Origin of the sequence: Streptomyces sp. NPDC059718 (genome assembly GCF_042733315.1) — a bacterium.
Classification (GTDB): domain Bacteria; phylum Actinomycetota; class Actinomycetes; order Streptomycetales; family Streptomycetaceae; genus Actinacidiphila.
The window spans coordinates 90,325-105,234 of the sequence record NZ_JBHWGA010000032.1 but is presented as its reverse complement, the minus strand read 5'-3'; the positions used below and the strand labels follow the sequence as shown (position 1 = coordinate 105,234).

The following is a 14,910-nucleotide window of genomic DNA, read 5'->3' as shown; positions in this document are numbered from 1 at the left end:
CCCCCGGGGCCGCCGCCCGGCCCGTCGCGCGAGGGCCCGCCGCCGCCCGGCGCGCCCGGGGGCCGCCGCTGACCACGGACGGTGTCCGCCAGGCGGAACACATGTCCGTCCGGGGCGCGGTGCCCGATACGGTGGAGGCACCATGAACGACGCATCGCAGGCGACCGCTGCCACCGCCGCCAATGTGCCGACGCTGCTGGTCAAGATCTTCGGGAAGGACCGGCCGGGGATCACCGCCGGGCTCTTCGAGACGCTGGCCCGCTTCCAGGTGAACGTCATCGACATCGAGCAGGTCGTCACCCGTGGGCGCATCGTGCTCTGCGCCCTGGTGCCCGCCCCCGCGGGCCGTTCGGTGGAGGGCGAGTTGCGCGCGACGGTGCACGCGTGGGCGGAGTCGATGCGCCTGCAGGCCGAGATCATCTCCGGCATCGGTGACAACCGGCCGCGCGGCGAGGGCCGCTCCCATGTGACGGTGCTGGGGCACCCGCTGACCGCGGAGTCCACGGCGGCCATAGCGGCCAGGATCACCGGCACCGGCGGCAACATCGACCGCATCTTCCGGCTCGCGAAGTACCCGGTGACGGCCGTGGAGTTCGCCGTGTCCGGTGTCGCCACCGCCACGCTGCGTCCCGCGCTGGCCCTGGAGGCCCACGAGCGCGGGGTGGACGTGGCCGTGGTCTCGGCCGGCCTGCAGCGCCGGGCGCAGCGCCTGGTGGTCATGGACGTGGACTCCACCGTCATCCAGGACGAGGTGATCGAGCTCTTCGCGGCGCACGCGGGCTGCGAGGACCAGGTCGCCGAGGTGACGGCCGCGGCGATGCGCGGCGAACTGGACTTCGAGCAGTCCCTGCACGCGCGGGTCGCCCTGCTCAAGGGGCTGGACGAGTCCGTGGTGGACAAGGTCCGCCAGGAGGTGCGGCTGACGGCCGGGGCCCGCACGCTGATCCGCACGCTCAAGCGGATGGGCTACCAGGTGGGCGTGGTCTCCGGGGGCTTCACGCAGGTCACCGACGACCTCAAGGAGCGGCTGGGTCTGGACTTCGCCGCCGCCAACACCCTGGAGATCGTGGACGGCAAGCTCACCGGCCGGGTGACCGGCGAGATCGTCGACCGGGCGGGCAAGGCCCGGTTGCTGCGGCGCTTCGCGGCCGAGGCCGGGGTACCGCTCAGCCAGACCGTCGCCATCGGCGACGGCGCCAACGACCTGGACATGCTCAACGCGGCGGGCCTCGGGGTCGCCTTCAACGCCAAGCCCGTGGTGCGGCGGGCCGCGGACGCCGCGGTCAACGTGCCGTTCCTGGACACCGTGCTCTACCTGCTGGGCATCACGCGCGAGGAGGTCGAGGCGGCCGACGCCGGGGACGGCGCGGCCTCCGGGGACTGACCGGCGCCGACCCACGGGCAGGGAAAGGGCTCCGGAGCAGGTGCTCGGTGCTCCGGGGCCCATTCCGTACGGTCCCTGCGTCCCTGCGGCTCGGCCGGTTGCGGCCTCAGTCGTGCGGCGACCAGAAGTCGACGAGGCGGCCGACGCCGTGCTCGACCGTCTTCCACGGACCGGAGAAGGTGATCACCGCGATGGCCGCCGTCGGGAATCCGGTGCGGTTCATCCGCGCGCGGGCGTCCCCGTCGCTCTCCCCCGCGAGGGCGTCGGCCAGTGCGTGGATGGTCGGGTTGTGACCCACCAGCAGCAGGTCGTCGACGTCCTCCGGGGTCTCGTTGAGGAGGGCGATCAGGTCACCGAGGGTGGCGTCGTAGAGGCGCTCCTCGTAGACGGTCCGCGGGCGGTGCGGGAGTTCGTGGGCGGCCAGCTTCCACGTCTCGCGGGTGCGCGCGGCCGAGGAGCAGAGGGTCAGTTCGAACGGGATCCCCAGCTCGGCGAGCCTGAGGCCGGCGACGGGGGCCTCCTTGCGTCCCCGTTCCGCCAGCGGTCGCTCGTGGTCGGGGACGTCGGGCCAGTCGGCTTTGGCATGCCGGAGCAGGACGATCCGGCGGGGCGATGCAGCTGCGCTCATGACCCTCAGCTTTCCAGAAATCCGGCCGCCAGGCGCGGGCTGCGGGACGGATCACGGTTCGCCGCGGGAGGGTCACAGCAGGTGCTGCAGGAGCCCCGGGAGCCCTTCGCCGACCGCGTGCAGGAGCTGTCCGACGGGCTCCGCGGCCGAGGCGTCCGCGGCGCCGGGGCCCGCGACCAGGGCGAGCAGCGCCACGAAGGCGAGTGCGGGCAGGGCGAGCGCCCACCACGGCAGGCGCGTCTGCGTGCCGTCCCCGACCGCCGGGCGGGCGGCGCGGGTTCGCGGGGTACGCGAGGGAACAGCCTGCAGGGACACGGGACGCCTCCGTGGGTCAGCCGGGGTGCCGGAGCGGTGTCCGACCTTGCACCACGACGCTACGGAAGGGCGGCCGCCGGGCCCATCGGGTGGCCCACCCACTCGACCCTGACCCTGGCCCCCTAGGGGAGGTGGGGTTGTCCCTACCCCGGGTCTCGGGGTCGCAGGTCAGCCGAACTTGGCGCCGATGATCGCGATCACCGCGACGAGGGCGGGCACGGCCATCATGAGGCCGAAGATGATCAGGAGCTTCTTCTGCGGCTGCGGGGGATCGGGCTCGAGCACGGGCATGCGGCCCAGTCTCGCACCCGGTCGCGGCAGCCGCGCACGCGGGTGGTCAGAGCTCGTCCTCCACGGCGCGGTCGCGGCCGGCGACCACGCCCGCGGCGATCTGCGGCACCAGCAGGGCCAGCATGAAGGCCACCGGCAGGTCCCAGCCGCCGGTGTGCTGGTAGAGGGCCCCGACGAGGATCGGACCGGGGATGGAGAGCAGGTAGCCCGTGCACTGCGCGAAGGCCGACAGCCGCACCACCCCGCTGCCGGTGCGCGAGCGCATCCCGATCATGGTGAGGGCGAGCGGGAACGAGCAGTTGGAGATGCCCAGCAGCAGGGCCCACACCCAGGGCGCGGCGGCCGGGGCCGCCCACAGGCCGCCGTAGCCGACGATCCCGAACAGGCCGAGGCCGACGGCGAGTCCGCCCTGGTGCCGCATCCGGCCGGCGAGCGCGGGCAGCACGAAGGAGAGCGGTACGCCCATCACCATGGTGACGGCGAGCAGCACGCCCGCGGTGGAGGCGGAGACCCCGGCGTCACGGAAGATCTGCGGCAGCCACCCCATGGTGATGTACGCGCCCGTGGCCTGGAGCCCGAAGTAGACGGCGAGTGCCCAGGCGGTACGGCTGCGGGCGATGCTGCCGGCCGGCGCCCGCTCCGCGGCCGGAGCCGCGGGGGTGGCGGCGGGGGCCGCGGGAGCGTGGTCCCGGTCCCGGACGAGGGCGAGCCAGGGCAGTACGGCGAGGGCGGCGATCACGCCCCAGGCGGCGAGGCCGAGCCGCCAGTCGCCGCCGAAGGCGCGGGTCGCCGGGACGGTCACCGCGGCGGCGAGGGCGGTGCCCAGGGACAGGGCCATCGAGTAGAGCCCCGTCATGGTGCCCACCCGGTCCGGGAACCAGCGCTTGACGACGACGGGCATCAGGACGTTGCCGACGGCTATGCCGCCGAGTGCGAGGGCGCTGGCGGCGAGGAAGAGCGCCGTGCCACCGGCGAACGGACGCAGGAAGAGCCCGAGGGTGATCGCGACCAGCCCCGCGCAGACCACGGCGCCGGGACCGCGGCGGCGGGCCAGCCGGGGCGCGGTCACCCCGAACACGGCGAAGCACAGCGCGGGGACGGAGGTGAGCAGCCCCGCGACGGTGCCGCTCATGCCGAGGCCGTCGCGGACCTCCTCCAGGAGGGCGCCGAGGCTGGTGATGGCGGGCCGCAGATTGAGGGCGGCGAGCACCAGCGCGACCGCCACCAGGATCCGGGTGCGCCGTACGCCTTGCGCGGCGGGGGGAAGGTGTGCGGGCATGGTGGCCCGTTCCGTGGCAGGGTCGAGCGTCGCTTCGTCGTCACGCATGCCGACCATCATAGAATGATGGGATGAATGTTGAGGAGACCCCATGCCCCTGACCTCACCCCGGCGCTCCGCCCTGGCCGACCAGGTGATCGCGCAGCTGCGCGCCCAGATCACCTCCGGTGAGTGGCCGGTGGGGTCGCGGATTCCCACCGAGACCCAGCTGGTCGAGCAGCTCGGGGTGGCCCGCAACACCGTCCGCGAGGCGGTGCGGGCGCTCGCGCACAACGGGCTGCTCGACATCCGGCAGGGTTCCGGCACCTATGTGCTGGCCACCAGCGAGCTCGCCGGGGTGATGCACCGCCGCTTCGCCGACGCCGACCCGCGGCACGTGGCCGAGCTGCGCAGCGCCCTGGAGGCGTCCGCGGCCGCGCTCGCCGCGCAACGGCGGACGGACCGCGACCTGAAGCAGCTGGACGCGGCCCTGGCCCGGCGCGAACGGGCCTGGGAGTCGGGCCGTACCGAGGCCTTCGTCGACGCCGACGCGGCGCTGCACCTGTCCGTCGTGGCGGCCTCGCACAACGACGTCGTCGCCGAGCTCTACGCCGACCTCGGCGAGGTGCTGCGCGCTTTCCTGCGCGCGGACGTCGGCGAGGAGCTGCGCGCCGAGCAGTACGTGGACCACGCCCGCCTGGTCGAGGCGATCCGGGCCGGCGATCAGGAGGCGGCCTCCGCCGAGGCCTCGGCGCACGCCTTCAGCTGCCGCTTCAGTCCAGCGTCCCGGTGACCCAGACCTCCTGGATCTCCTCCCAGCAGCGGTCGCTGAGCGTGACGGTCTGCGCGGGTCCGACCGGGACGGGGGCTCCGTCGACGTCCGGGTCCCACCACTGGAGGCACTCGATGTGCAGCTGCACGCGGTCCAGGTCGGGGTCGGGGTTGAAGCACACGGCGACGCCCTCGCTGCCCTGCACCGAGGTCCGGCACTGCGCGACGTCCGGCAGCCGTGCCGCGGCCCCCGCCGCCGCGGCCGCCGGGCCCACGCCCGCGGCGAGCGCCGCGACCACCGCCGCGGCGCATACGTAGGGACGCACGATCGACGCCCTCCCTCCGCTCGCCCCCGGCCCCCGCACAGCCATCCTCCCGGCCCGGGGGGTCCGGCCACCCGGTCTGCTGGGCCGAACGGGGGACGGCGCCCCGAACGCGCGTACGGCCCTGGTGCCGCCCGAGGGCGGCACCAGGGCCGTACGCGAAGGGGCCGGAACGGCCCGTACGGTCAGGCTCCGACCGCGTGCAGACCGCCGTCGACGTGGATGATCTCCCCCGTGGTCTTGGGGAACCAGTCGCTCAGCAGCGCGACGACACCGCGGCCGGCGGGCTCGGGGTCGGCGAGGTCCCACTCGAGCGGGGCCCGGTGGTTCCAGACGTCGGCCAGCTCACCGAAGCCCGGGATGGACTTGGCGGCCATGGAGCCGATCGGGCCGGCCGAGATCAGGTTGCAGCGGATGTTCTGCTTGCCCAGGTCCCGGGCGATGTAGCGGGAGGTGGCCTCCAGCGCCGCCTTGGCCGGGCCCATCCAGTCGTACTGGGGCCAGGCGAACTGCGCGTCGAAGGTGAGGCCGACGACCGAACCGCCCTCCTGCATCAGCGGCAGGCAGGCCATGGTGAGCGACTTCAGCGAGTACGCGGAGACGTGCATCGCGGTGGCGACGGACTCGAACGGCGTGTTGAGGAAGTTGCCGCCGAGGGCGTCCTGAGGCGCGAAGCCGATGGAGTGCACGACGCCGTCGAGGCCGCCCAGCTCCGCGCCGACCACGTCGGCGAGGGAGGCCAGCTGCTCGTCGTTGGTGACGTCGAGCTCGATGACCTTGACCGGCTTGGGCAGCTTCTTGGCGATGCGCTCGGTCAGCGTGGGCCGCGGGAACGCCGTGAGGATGATCTCGGCACCCTGCTCCTGGGCGAGCTTCGCGGTGTGGAACGCGATGGAGGACTCCATCAGCACGCCGGTGATGAGGATGCGCTTTCCAGCGAGGATTCCGCTCATGGTGCTCAGTGACCCATACCCAATCCGCCGTCGACGGGAATGACGGCTCCGGTGATGTATGCCGCCTCGTCGGAGGCGAGGAAGCGGACCGAGGAGGCGATCTCCTCGGGCTGCGCGTAGCGGGCCAGCGGGACCTGGCTGACGATGTTCTTCCGCTGCTCGTCGGTGAGCACACGGGTCATGTCGGTGTCGACGAAGCCGGGGGCGACGACGTTGACGGTGATGTTGCGCGAGCCGAGCTCACGGGCGAGGGAGCGCGCGAAGCCGACCAGGCCGGCCTTGGACGCGGCGTAGTTCGCCTGGCCCGCCGAGCCGAGCAGCCCCACCACGGAGGAGATCAGCACGATGCGGCCCTTGCGGGCGCGCAGCATCTTCCTCGACGCGGCCTTGACCACGCGGAAGGTGCCGGTGAGGTTGGTGTCCACGACGGAGGTGAAGTCGTCGTCGGACATCCGCAGCAGCAGCTGGTCGCGGGTGACGCCGGCGTTCGCCACCAGCACCTCCACCGCACCCTGCTGGGCCTCGATCTCCTTGAACGCCTGCTCGACCTGCTCACCGTCGGTGATGTCGCACTTGACGGCGAAGAGCCCCTCCGGGGGCTCGCCCGAGCGGTAGGTGACGGCGACCTTGTCGCCCGCGTCGGCGAACGCCCTGGCGATGGCGAGGCCGATGCCCCGGTTTCCTCCGGTGACGAGAACCGAGCGGCTCAACGGATCACCCTTTCCCTAGAGGTCTGGTACTCCAGAAAACTATCTGCCTACCTCGCGGTACGGAGAATCGACCCCCGACAGGGGCGTGTGCGAGTCGCTGTCGAGTCTCTACAGAAAACCGCAGGCGGGCGGATTGTCGGAGCGGCATGATTCACTGCGGAGACCTTGACGATTGGACAGAACGGGAGGCCGTCGTGCCCCACGAGGTCGATCAGTCATTCCTGGCGCTGCCCCTGCGGGCGCTCGCGGACGCGGCGCTGGCACGCGCCCGCGCCCTGGGAGCCGAGCACGCGGACTTCCGCCTCGAGCGGGTGCGCAGCGCCTCGTGGCGATTGCGCGACGGCAGGGCGTCCGGGTCGTCCGACACCACGGACGTCGGCTACGCGGTGCGCGTGGTGCACGGCGGGGCGTGGGGCTTCGCCTCCGGGGTCGACCTGACGATGGACGCCGCGGCGCGCGTGGCCGGGCAGGCGGTCGCGATGGCGAAGCTGTCGGCCAAGGTGATCGCCGCGGCGGGCTCCGACGAGCGGGTGGAGCTGGCGGCCGAGCCGGTCCACTCCGACAGGGTGTGGGTCTCCTCGTACGGGACCGACCCCTTCGAGGTGCCCGATGCCGACAAGACGGGTCTGCTGTCCGAGTGGAGCGGCCGGCTGCTGGCCGCCGACGGCGTGTCGCACGTCGACGCCTCCCTGATGACCGTCCACGAGAACAAGTTCTACGCGGACACGGCGGGGACGACCACGACCCAGCAGCGGGTGCGGGTGCACCCGGAGCTGACCGCCGTCGCGGTGGACCCGAAGTCCGGGGAGTTCGACTCGATGCGCACCCTCGCGCCGCCGGCCGGCCGCGGCTGGGAGTACCTGACCGGCACCGGCTGGGACTGGGACGCGGAGCTCGCGGAGATCCCCGGGCTGCTCGCCGAGAAGATGGCGGCGCCCTCGGTGGAGGCGGGCTCGTACGACCTCGTGGTCGACCCCTCGAACCTGTGGCTGACCATCCACGAGTCGATCGGCCACGCCACCGAGCTGGACCGTGCGCTGGGCTACGAGGCCGCCTACGCGGGCACCTCCTTCGCGACCTTCGACCAGCTGGGCACGCTGCAGTACGGTTCCCCGCACATGAACGTCACCGGTGACCGCACCGCCGAGCACGGCCTGGCGACCATCGGCTACGACGACGAAGGCGTGGCCGGGCAGTCCTGGGACCTGGTGAAGGACGGCGTCCTGGTCGGCTACCAGCTCGACCGCAGGATCGCCCGGCTCACCGGGTTCGAGCGCTCCAACGGCTGCGCCTACGCGGACTCCCCCGGCCACGTCCCGGTGCAGCGGATGGCGAACGTGTCGCTGCAGCCCGCGCCGGACGGGCCGTCGACGCAGGAACTGATCGGCGGCGTCGAGCGCGGCATCTACGTCGTGGGCGACCGCTCCTGGTCGATCGACATGCAGCGCTACAACTTCCAGTTCACCGGCCAGCGCTTCTTCAGGATCGAGAACGGCCGGCTGGCCGGGCAGCTGCGCGACGTCGCCTACCAGGCGACCACCACGGACTTCTGGGGCTCCATGGAGGCCGTCGGCGGGCCGCAGACCTACGTCCTGGGCGGCGCCTTCAACTGCGGCAAGGCCCAGCCGGGTCAGGTCGCCGCGGTCTCGCACGGCTGCCCCTCCGCGCTCTTCCGCGGCGTCAACATCCTCAACACCACGCAGGAGGCCGGTCGATGAGCTCCGTTTCGAAGCCCCACGAGATCGTCGAGCGCGCCCTGGAGCTGTCCCGGGCGGACGGCTGCGTCGTCATCGCCGACGAGGAGTCCTCGGCCAACCTGCGCTGGGCGGGCAACGCGCTGACCACCAACGGCGTGACGCGGGGCCGCACCCTCACGGTGATCGCCACGGTGAACGGCTCCCAGGGCACCGCCTCGGGCGTGGTGTCCCGCGCCGCGGTCACCGCGGACGAACTGGAGCCGCTGGTGCGGGCCGCCGAGGCGGCCGCGCGCGCCGCCGGCCCCGCCGAGGACGCCCAGCCGCTGGTCGAGGGGGTGCCGGCGAGCGCCTCCTTCACCGAGCCGCCGGCCGAGACCTCCTCCGAGGTGTTCGCCGCCTTCGCGCCCGCCCTCGGCGAATCCTTCGCCGCGGCCCGGGCCGGCGGCCGGCGGCTGTACGGGTTCGCCTACCACTACGTCACCTCCACCTACCTGGGCACGTCCTCGGGGCTGCGGCTCCGGCACGACCAGCCCAGCGGGACCCTGGAGCTCAACGCCAAGTCGCAGGACATGTCGCGCTCGGCGTGGGCCGGAGCCGGCACCCGCGACTTCACCGACGTCGACCCGGCGGCCCTCGACGCCGACCTGGCGCAGCGCCTGGCCTGGGCCGAGCGCCGGATCGACCTGCCCGCCGGGCGGTACGAGACGCTGCTGCCGCCCTCCGCCGTGGCGGACCTGGTGATCTACCAGCAGTGGAGCGCGGCGGCCCGGGACGCCGTGGAGGGCCGTACGGTCTTCAGCCGGCCGGGCGGGGGCACCCGGGTCGGCGAGAAGCTCTCGGAACTGCCGCTGACGCTGCGCAGCGACCCGGCCGAACCGGGGCTGGAGTCGGCGCCGTTCGTCATCGCGCACGCCTCGGGCGACACCGCGTCGGTCTTCGACAACGGGCTGCCCGTCGAGGCGACCGACTGGGTGCGCGAGGGCGTGCTCAACCGCCTGTCCACCACGCGGCACAGCGCCGGTCTGACCGGGCTGCCGTTCACGCCGTCCGGGGGCAACCTGATCCTGGACGGCGGCGGCAAGCGGTCGCTGGAGGAGATGGTGGCGGACACCGAGCGCGGCCTGCTGCTGACCTGTCTGTGGTACATCCGCGAGGTGGATCCGGCCACCTTGCTGCTGACCGGGCTGACCCGGGACGGGGTCTACCTGGTGGAGGGCGGCGAGGTGACCGGTGTGGTCAACAACTTCCGGTTCAACGAGTCGCCGGTGGACCTGCTGGGCCGGGCCACCGAGGTGGGCCGCACCGAGCGGACGCTGCCGCGCGAGTGGAGCGACTGGTTCACCCGGGCCGCGTTCCCGGCGATGCGGGTCCCGGACTTCAACATGAGCTCGGTCAGCCAGGGGGTCTGACCAGGACGATGGGTGGGGCGATGGACGAGAAGCAGACGGTCAAGGTCTCGAAGTTCCTGGCGCGGGTGCTGCGGCACGACCCGGCCTCGATCGGGATCAGCCTGGACGAGGCCGGCTGGGTGGACGTGGACGAGCTGATCGCCGCGTCCCGCCGGGCGGGCCGGCGTTTCTCGCGCACCGACCTCGACCACGTCGTGGCCACCAACAACAAGAAGCGGTACGCGTTCTCGGAGGACGGGCGGCGGATCCGGGCCAGTCAGGGGCACTCGGTGGAGGTCGACCTCGGGCTGTCGCCGGCGGAGCCGCCGGCCGTCCTCTTCCACGGCACGGCGAGCACCACCCTGCCGACCGTGCTGCGCGAGGGGCTCAAGCCGATGTCCCGGCAGGACGTCCACCTGTCCGCGGACGTGGAGACGGCCGTGCGCGTCGGTACGCGGCACGGCCGTCCGGTGGTGCTGGCGGTGGACGCGGCCGGACTGGCCGCAGCGGGCCACGAGTTCCGGGTGAGCGCCAACGGCGTGTGGCTCACCGACCTGGTGCCCCCGACGCATCTGCGCCAGCACGTGCTCTGAGCCTTGAGCGGGGCGCCCCTGTCAGGTGGCCGTCCGCCGCCGCCTGCCGCGGATCGAGGCCCACAGCGGGGTGATCACGGCGACGACGAGGATCGCGCCGAGGATCTGGAGCACGTGACGGATCCAGTCGATGCCACCGGTGTGCCGGACGCCGATCCATCCGGCGACCGCGTTGCCGAGGAAGGCGCCGAGGATGCCGCAGATGATGGTGAGCCACCAGGGGATGTCCTGTCTCCCCGGCAGGAGCAGCTTCGCCAGGAAGCCGAGCACGATGCCGACGATGATCGCCCAGAACCAGTTCATGCGGCCAGTCTCGGCGTGGCCCGGGTACGCCGCATGCCGAAGGCGGCCATACGCCGTACGGCGGGTGCTGTCACACACGGACGGCCTCCCCGGTCTCCTCTGCGGCAAACCCACGGCGTACCGTGGACAGTGCCGGAACCGGGTGGCTTCCGGCGTTTCGAGCAGGTGGTGGAACGTGATGCGGAAGCGGAGCGGTACCGAGGTCTTCCGGATCACCGGGACCGCGGCAGGGCTCACCGACGACGTCCGCGGAAGGCAGCGGCGCTACATCATCTCGATGTCGGTCCGCACCGTGTCCTTCATCCTGGCGGTCGTCCTGTGGAACGTCTCGACGCCGCTGGCCTGGATCGCGCTGGTCCTCGGCCTGGTGCTGCCGTACATCGCGGTCGTCATCGCCAACGCGGGCCGGGAGAACGCCCCCGGACTGCCGTCGGCCCGGATCGCGCCGCCGGTACGGCCGGCGCTCGGCCCCGGTGAACCACTGCTGCCGGCGGAGCGGACCCCGGAAGAGGACGGACGCTCCCCCTCCGGTCAGGTCTGAACCTTTCCACCGCTCCGGGGCTGCTCAGGGGCCGCTCCGAAGCTCAAGAAAACCTCAGATCAATCATGGGGATCCACTGCACTGCGGGCCTTTCCGCGTGACATACTGCGTACGCGCTCCGCATCCCCCGTCGGAGCGACGGACCGACGCCGGGCGGCTCCCCCCGTGGCTGCCCGGCGTCGCCATGTTTGGATGGGGTTCGTGAACGACGAATCCCCGATCTGCTCAGCCAAGGGTTGCCGCGCCCCCGCCGTGTGGGTGCTCGCCTGGAACAACCCGAAGATCCACACACCCGAGCGCCGCAAGACCTGGCTGGCGTGCGAGGAGCACCGCGAGCACCTCTCGTCGTTCCTGGGCGTCCGCGGCTTCCTGAAGGACGTCGTGCCCTTCGAACGGTGGGAGTCGAGCTCAGCCGCCGATGGCTGACATGGGCCGCTCGGGCTGCAGGAACGTGGGGTCGTCCAGGCCGGAGCCGGCCTTCTTGCCCCACATCGCCGTCCGCCAGAGCTCGGCGACCTCCTCGTCGGAGCCACCGGAGCGGAGCGCCGCGCGCAGGTCGGTCTCCTCGCGCGCGAACAGGCAGTTGCGCACCTGACCGTCGGCCGTGAGCCGGGTGCGGTCGCAGGCCCTGCAGAAGGGCCGGGTGACGGAGGCGATCACACCGACCCGGGCGGGCCCGCCGTCCACCAGCCAGCGCTCGGCGGGGGCGTGGCCGCGGGCCGCGTCGGGCTCGGCGGTCAGCGTGAACCGGGTCCGCAGGCTCTCCAGGATCTCCTGGGCGGTGACCATGTCGCTGCGCTGCCAGCCGTGCTGGGCGTCGAGCGGCATCTGCTCGATGAAGCGCAGCTCGTAGTCGCGCTCCAGGGCCCAGGCCAGCAGCTCGGGGGCCTCGTCGTCGTTGATGCCGCGCATCAGCACGGTGTTGACCTTGACCGGGGTCAGACCCGCGGCGTGGGCGGCCGCCAGGCCGCGCACGACGTCCTCGTGCCGCTTGCGACGGGTGAGGGTCTGGAAGACGTCGGGACGCAGGGTGTCCAGGGAGACGTTCACCCGGTCCAGACCCGCCCCGTTCAGCGCCTGCGCGGTACGGGCGAGGCCTATGCCGTTGGTGGTCAGGGAGAGCTTGGGGCGGGGCTCCAACTCCGCGCAGCGCTCGACGATCCCGACCAGGCCGGGGCGGAGCAGGGGCTCGCCGCCGGTGAAGCGGACGTCCTTGACGCCGAGCAGGGTGACCGCGATCCGCACCAGCCGGACGATCTCGTCGTCGGTGAGGAGATCGGGCTTGCCCAGCCACTGCAGGCCCTCCTCGGGCATGCAGTAGGTGCACCGCAGATTGCACCGGTCGGTCAGCGAGACCCTCAGGTCGGTCGCGATCCGGCCGTAGGTGTCGACCAGCACGGCGCGCCTCCCTCTGAGACCTGGTCGGTGGGACGGCAGTGCCGTCCCGTTACTTCGCAGCCTACGGGACGGCACCGACGTTCAACAGCATGTTTAATGCGCTCCGGCTCCGGTGAGGGAGCGGACCTCCAGTTCCGCGTACTTGCGGTCGGCGTCCTCTTCCGGCTTGGACAGGAGCGTGCCCACCACACCGAGGAGGAAACCGACGGGGATGGAGACGATCCCGGGGTTCTCCAGCGGGAACCAGTGGAAGTCCACGCCGGGGAACATCGCGGTCTCCTTGCCCGAGACCACGGGCGAGAAGACCACCAGGAACACGGAGGTGATCAGACCGCCGTAGATGCTCCACAGCGCCCCGGTGGTGTTGAAACGCTTCCAGAACAGGCTGTACAGGAGCGTCGGCAGGTTCGCGGACGCCGCGACGGCGAAGGCCAGGGCGACCAGGAAGGCGATGTTGAGCTTGCCCGCGAAGATGCCGAGCAGGATCGCCACGGCCCCGATGGCGACCGCCGCGATCTTCGCCGCCGCGACCTCCTCCTTCTCGCTCGCCGTGCCCTTGCGGATGACGTTGGCGTACAGGTCGTGCGCGAAGGACGACGAGGAGGCGAGGGTGAGGCCCGCGACCACGGCCAGGATCGTGGCGAAGGCGACCGCGGAGATCACGGCGAGCAGGATCGCGCCGCCCGTGGAGTCCGCACCGCCGCCGATCTCCTGGGCGAGCAGCGGGGCCGCGGTGTTGCCGGCCGCGTTGGAGGTGGTGATCGTCTCCGGGGTGAGCAGGGCGGCGGCCCCGAAGCCCAGCGCGATCGTCATCAGGTAGAAGCAGCCGATGATGCCGATCGCCCAGTTCACCGAGGTACGGGCGGCCCGGGCGGTGGGCACGGTGTAGAAGCGGATCAGGATGTGCGGCAGGCCCGCGGTGCCGAGCACGAGGGCCAGGCCCAACGAGATGAAGTCGATCTTCGAGGTGGCCGTGACGCCGTACTTCAGGCCCGGCTCCAGGAAGGCCGCGCCCTTGCCGCTCTTCTCGGCGGCGGCGCCGAGCAGCGACGACAGGTTCCAGTGGAACTTGGCGAAGACCAGGAACGTGATCAGCAGGGTCCCGCCGATCAGCAGCACCGCCTTGACCATCTGCACCCAGGTGGTGCCCTTCATGCCGCCGATGGTCACGTACAGCACCATGACGACGCCGACGAGGATGACGATCAGACGGCGCGGCCCCTCACCGGTGATGCCGAGCAGCAGGGCCACCAGGGCGCCGGCGCCCACCATCTGGGCCAGCAGGTAGAAGATGCTGACAACGATGGTCGAGATGCCCGCGGCCGTGCGCACCGGGCGCTGCCGCAGCCGGAAGGCGAGGGCGTCCGCCATGGTGAACCGGCCGGAGTTGCGCAGGGGTTCGGCGACCAGCAGCAGCGCCACCAGCCAGGCGACGAGGAATCCGATCGAGTAGAGGAAGCCGTCGTAGCCGACGAGGGCGATGGAACCCGCGATGCCCAGGAAGGACGCGGCCGACATGTAGTCGCCGGAGATCGCCAGGCCGTTCTGGAAGCCGCTGAAGGAACGGCCGCCGGCGTAGAAGTCGGTGGCGTCCTTGGTCTGGCGGCCGGCCCAGACGGTGATGCCGAGCGTCGCGACGACGAAGACCGAGAACAGGGTGATGATGAGCGGTCGGTGTTCGCTCGCGCCGACCGCGACCACCTGGACTCCCGTGGTGTGCAGCGCGGTCATGCGGTGGCCTCCGTGCTCTCGGTGTCGTCGGTGCCCTGGGGGCCAGGGCCTTCCAGGCTCGCCTTGATGGCGTCCGCGCGGGCGTCGAGCTTGGCGTTCGCGTGCCGGGAGTACCACACGGCGATCCCGAAGGTGGTGGCGAACTGCGCAAGCCCGAAGACGAGGGCCACGTTGATGTGGCCCACGACCTTGGTGTCCATGAAGCCGCCGGCGTAGTTCGACAGCAGGACGTAGAGCAGGTACCAGGTGATGAACGCGACCGTGAGCGGGAACGCGAACGAGCGGTATGAGCGGCGCAGTTGGGCGAACTCCGCGCTCGCCTGCACCTCGGCGTACGAGTCGGCAGACGGCGGACCGGAGCTTGCCGACGGTCGTGCGGGGTCCACGATGCCTCCTGTGGGGCGGAGCTTGAGAGGGCACGAGCAGGCGACGCGACCCGCGTGGGCGCACGGGGGCGCCGACGTGAGCTACGTCACGTAAAGATCGGACCCGCGCATGGTAGATGCGCGACCACGGCCTTCGACAGGGGGCGGTAGTTGAAAACTGGTTGTTCCTCGGCAACCGGAACTTGAGCTTTCTTTACCAATCCATTGATAGCGCGCCGACGGCGGCGATAGCTTCCAGCG

At 71.9% G+C, this 14,910-nt stretch carries 18 protein-coding genes; 7 read left to right on the top strand and 11 right to left on the bottom strand.

The window, feature by feature from the left end:
• Nucleotides 1-142: 142 nt before the first annotated feature.
• On the top strand, nucleotides 143-1,384 hold the full coding sequence (serB, locus tag ACFV3E_RS31130) for a phosphoserine phosphatase SerB (protein WP_500537687.1): 1,242 nt from the start codon (nucleotides 143-145) through the stop codon (nucleotides 1,382-1,384).
• Nucleotides 1,385-1,490: 106 nt separating this feature from the next.
• Here the strand turns inward: serB and ACFV3E_RS31125 are convergent, their stop codons facing one another.
• From ACFV3E_RS31125 to ACFV3E_RS31110, 4 genes are all read right to left on the bottom strand, one after another.
• The gene (locus ACFV3E_RS31125) at nucleotides 1,491-2,012 is read right to left on the bottom strand and encodes a SixA phosphatase family protein (RefSeq protein WP_500370287.1); all 522 of its coding nucleotides are present in this window, start codon (nucleotides 2,010-2,012) and stop codon (nucleotides 1,491-1,493) included.
• A gap of 72 nt (nucleotides 2,013-2,084) precedes the next feature.
• Nucleotides 2,085-2,327 (bottom strand): hypothetical protein, encoded by a 243-nt coding sequence (locus tag ACFV3E_RS31120; RefSeq protein WP_500537686.1) that lies wholly within the window; start codon nucleotides 2,325-2,327, stop codon nucleotides 2,085-2,087.
• Nucleotides 2,328-2,495: 168 nt separating this feature from the next.
• Nucleotides 2,496-2,618 carry an SGM_5486 family transporter-associated protein gene (locus ACFV3E_RS31115; protein WP_500327381.1) on the bottom strand — a complete coding sequence of 41 codons (123 nt, stop codon included), beginning with the start codon at nucleotides 2,616-2,618 and terminating at the stop codon, nucleotides 2,496-2,498.
• 46 nt (nucleotides 2,619-2,664) lie between these two features.
• Nucleotides 2,665-3,897, bottom strand: coding sequence for a CynX/NimT family MFS transporter (locus tag ACFV3E_RS31110; protein ID WP_500537692.1), 1,233 nt, complete (start codon nucleotides 3,895-3,897; stop codon nucleotides 2,665-2,667).
• Nucleotides 3,898-3,988: 91 nt separating this feature from the next.
• Between ACFV3E_RS31110 and ACFV3E_RS31105 the strand changes: the two genes are divergently transcribed.
• Nucleotides 3,989-4,669: a FadR/GntR family transcriptional regulator gene (locus ACFV3E_RS31105; protein WP_499511118.1), complete on the top strand. Its 681-nt coding sequence runs from the start codon at nucleotides 3,989-3,991 to the stop codon at nucleotides 4,667-4,669.
• On the opposite strand, the gene ACFV3E_RS31100 is transcribed toward ACFV3E_RS31105, so the two are convergent.
• From ACFV3E_RS31100 to fabG, 3 genes are all read right to left on the bottom strand, one after another.
• Nucleotides 4,650-4,973: a hypothetical protein gene (locus ACFV3E_RS31100; RefSeq protein WP_500537685.1), complete on the bottom strand. Its 324-nt coding sequence runs from the start codon at nucleotides 4,971-4,973 to the stop codon at nucleotides 4,650-4,652. The genes ACFV3E_RS31105 and ACFV3E_RS31100 overlap by 20 nt on opposite strands.
• A 182-nt stretch (nucleotides 4,974-5,155) precedes the next feature.
• The gene (gene fabI, locus ACFV3E_RS31095; RefSeq protein ID WP_499511120.1) at nucleotides 5,156-5,923 is read right to left on the bottom strand and encodes an enoyl-ACP reductase; all 768 of its coding nucleotides are present in this window, start codon (nucleotides 5,921-5,923) and stop codon (nucleotides 5,156-5,158) included.
• A gap of 5 nt (nucleotides 5,924-5,928) precedes the next feature.
• The gene (gene fabG / locus ACFV3E_RS31090; protein ID WP_499511121.1) at nucleotides 5,929-6,633 is read right to left on the bottom strand and encodes a beta-ketoacyl-ACP reductase; all 705 of its coding nucleotides are present in this window, start codon (nucleotides 6,631-6,633) and stop codon (nucleotides 5,929-5,931) included.
• Nucleotides 6,634-6,827: 194 nt separating this feature from the next.
• On the opposite strand from fabG, the gene ACFV3E_RS31085 reads away from it, so the two are divergent.
• From ACFV3E_RS31085 to ACFV3E_RS31075, 3 genes are read left to right on the top strand one after another with little or no spacing between them, the layout of a single operon-like run.
• Nucleotides 6,828-8,351: a TldD/PmbA family protein gene (locus ACFV3E_RS31085; protein WP_500370285.1), complete on the top strand. Its 1,524-nt coding sequence runs from the start codon at nucleotides 6,828-6,830 to the stop codon at nucleotides 8,349-8,351.
• Nucleotides 8,348-9,739, top strand: a complete 1,392-nt coding sequence (locus ACFV3E_RS31080) for a metallopeptidase TldD-related protein (protein ID WP_500537684.1) — start codon at nucleotides 8,348-8,350, stop codon at nucleotides 9,737-9,739. Before ACFV3E_RS31085 ends, ACFV3E_RS31080 begins: the two co-directional genes overlap by 4 nt.
• Before the next feature lie 20 nt (nucleotides 9,740-9,759).
• On the top strand, nucleotides 9,760-10,311 hold the full coding sequence (locus ACFV3E_RS31075) for an RNA 2'-phosphotransferase (RefSeq protein ID WP_500537683.1): 552 nt from the start codon (nucleotides 9,760-9,762) through the stop codon (nucleotides 10,309-10,311).
• A 21-nt stretch (nucleotides 10,312-10,332) separates the two neighbouring features.
• On the opposite strand, the gene ACFV3E_RS31070 is transcribed toward ACFV3E_RS31075, so the two are convergent.
• Nucleotides 10,333-10,614 (bottom strand): GlsB/YeaQ/YmgE family stress response membrane protein, encoded by a 282-nt coding sequence (locus ACFV3E_RS31070; RefSeq protein ID WP_499511125.1) that lies wholly within the window; start codon nucleotides 10,612-10,614, stop codon nucleotides 10,333-10,335.
• 178 nt (nucleotides 10,615-10,792) lie between these two features.
• Here ACFV3E_RS31070 and ACFV3E_RS31065 point away from each other — a divergent pair, with 178 nt between their 5' ends.
• Both ACFV3E_RS31065 and ACFV3E_RS31060 read left to right on the top strand, forming a co-directional pair.
• Nucleotides 10,793-11,155, top strand: a complete 363-nt coding sequence (locus ACFV3E_RS31065; RefSeq protein WP_500370282.1) for a DUF3099 domain-containing protein — start codon at nucleotides 10,793-10,795, stop codon at nucleotides 11,153-11,155.
• A gap of 201 nt (nucleotides 11,156-11,356) precedes the next feature.
• Nucleotides 11,357-11,581: a hypothetical protein gene (locus ACFV3E_RS31060; RefSeq protein ID WP_500537682.1), complete on the top strand. Its 225-nt coding sequence runs from the start codon at nucleotides 11,357-11,359 to the stop codon at nucleotides 11,579-11,581.
• Here the strand turns inward: ACFV3E_RS31060 and moaA are convergent.
• From moaA to ACFV3E_RS31045, 3 genes are all read right to left on the bottom strand, one after another.
• Entirely contained in the window at nucleotides 11,564-12,553 is a 990-nt protein-coding gene (gene moaA / locus ACFV3E_RS31055; RefSeq protein WP_500537681.1) for a GTP 3',8-cyclase MoaA, read from the bottom strand. The genes ACFV3E_RS31060 and moaA overlap by 18 nt on opposite strands.
• Nucleotides 12,554-12,646: 93 nt before the next feature.
• Nucleotides 12,647-14,284, bottom strand: a complete 1,638-nt coding sequence (locus ACFV3E_RS31050; protein WP_500370280.1) for a monocarboxylic acid transporter — start codon at nucleotides 14,282-14,284, stop codon at nucleotides 12,647-12,649.
• On the bottom strand, nucleotides 14,281-14,670 hold the full coding sequence (locus ACFV3E_RS31045; protein ID WP_499511130.1) for a DUF485 domain-containing protein: 390 nt from the start codon (nucleotides 14,668-14,670) through the stop codon (nucleotides 14,281-14,283). Before ACFV3E_RS31045 ends, ACFV3E_RS31050 begins: the two co-directional genes overlap by 4 nt.
• Nucleotides 14,671-14,910 lie beyond the last annotated feature (240 nt).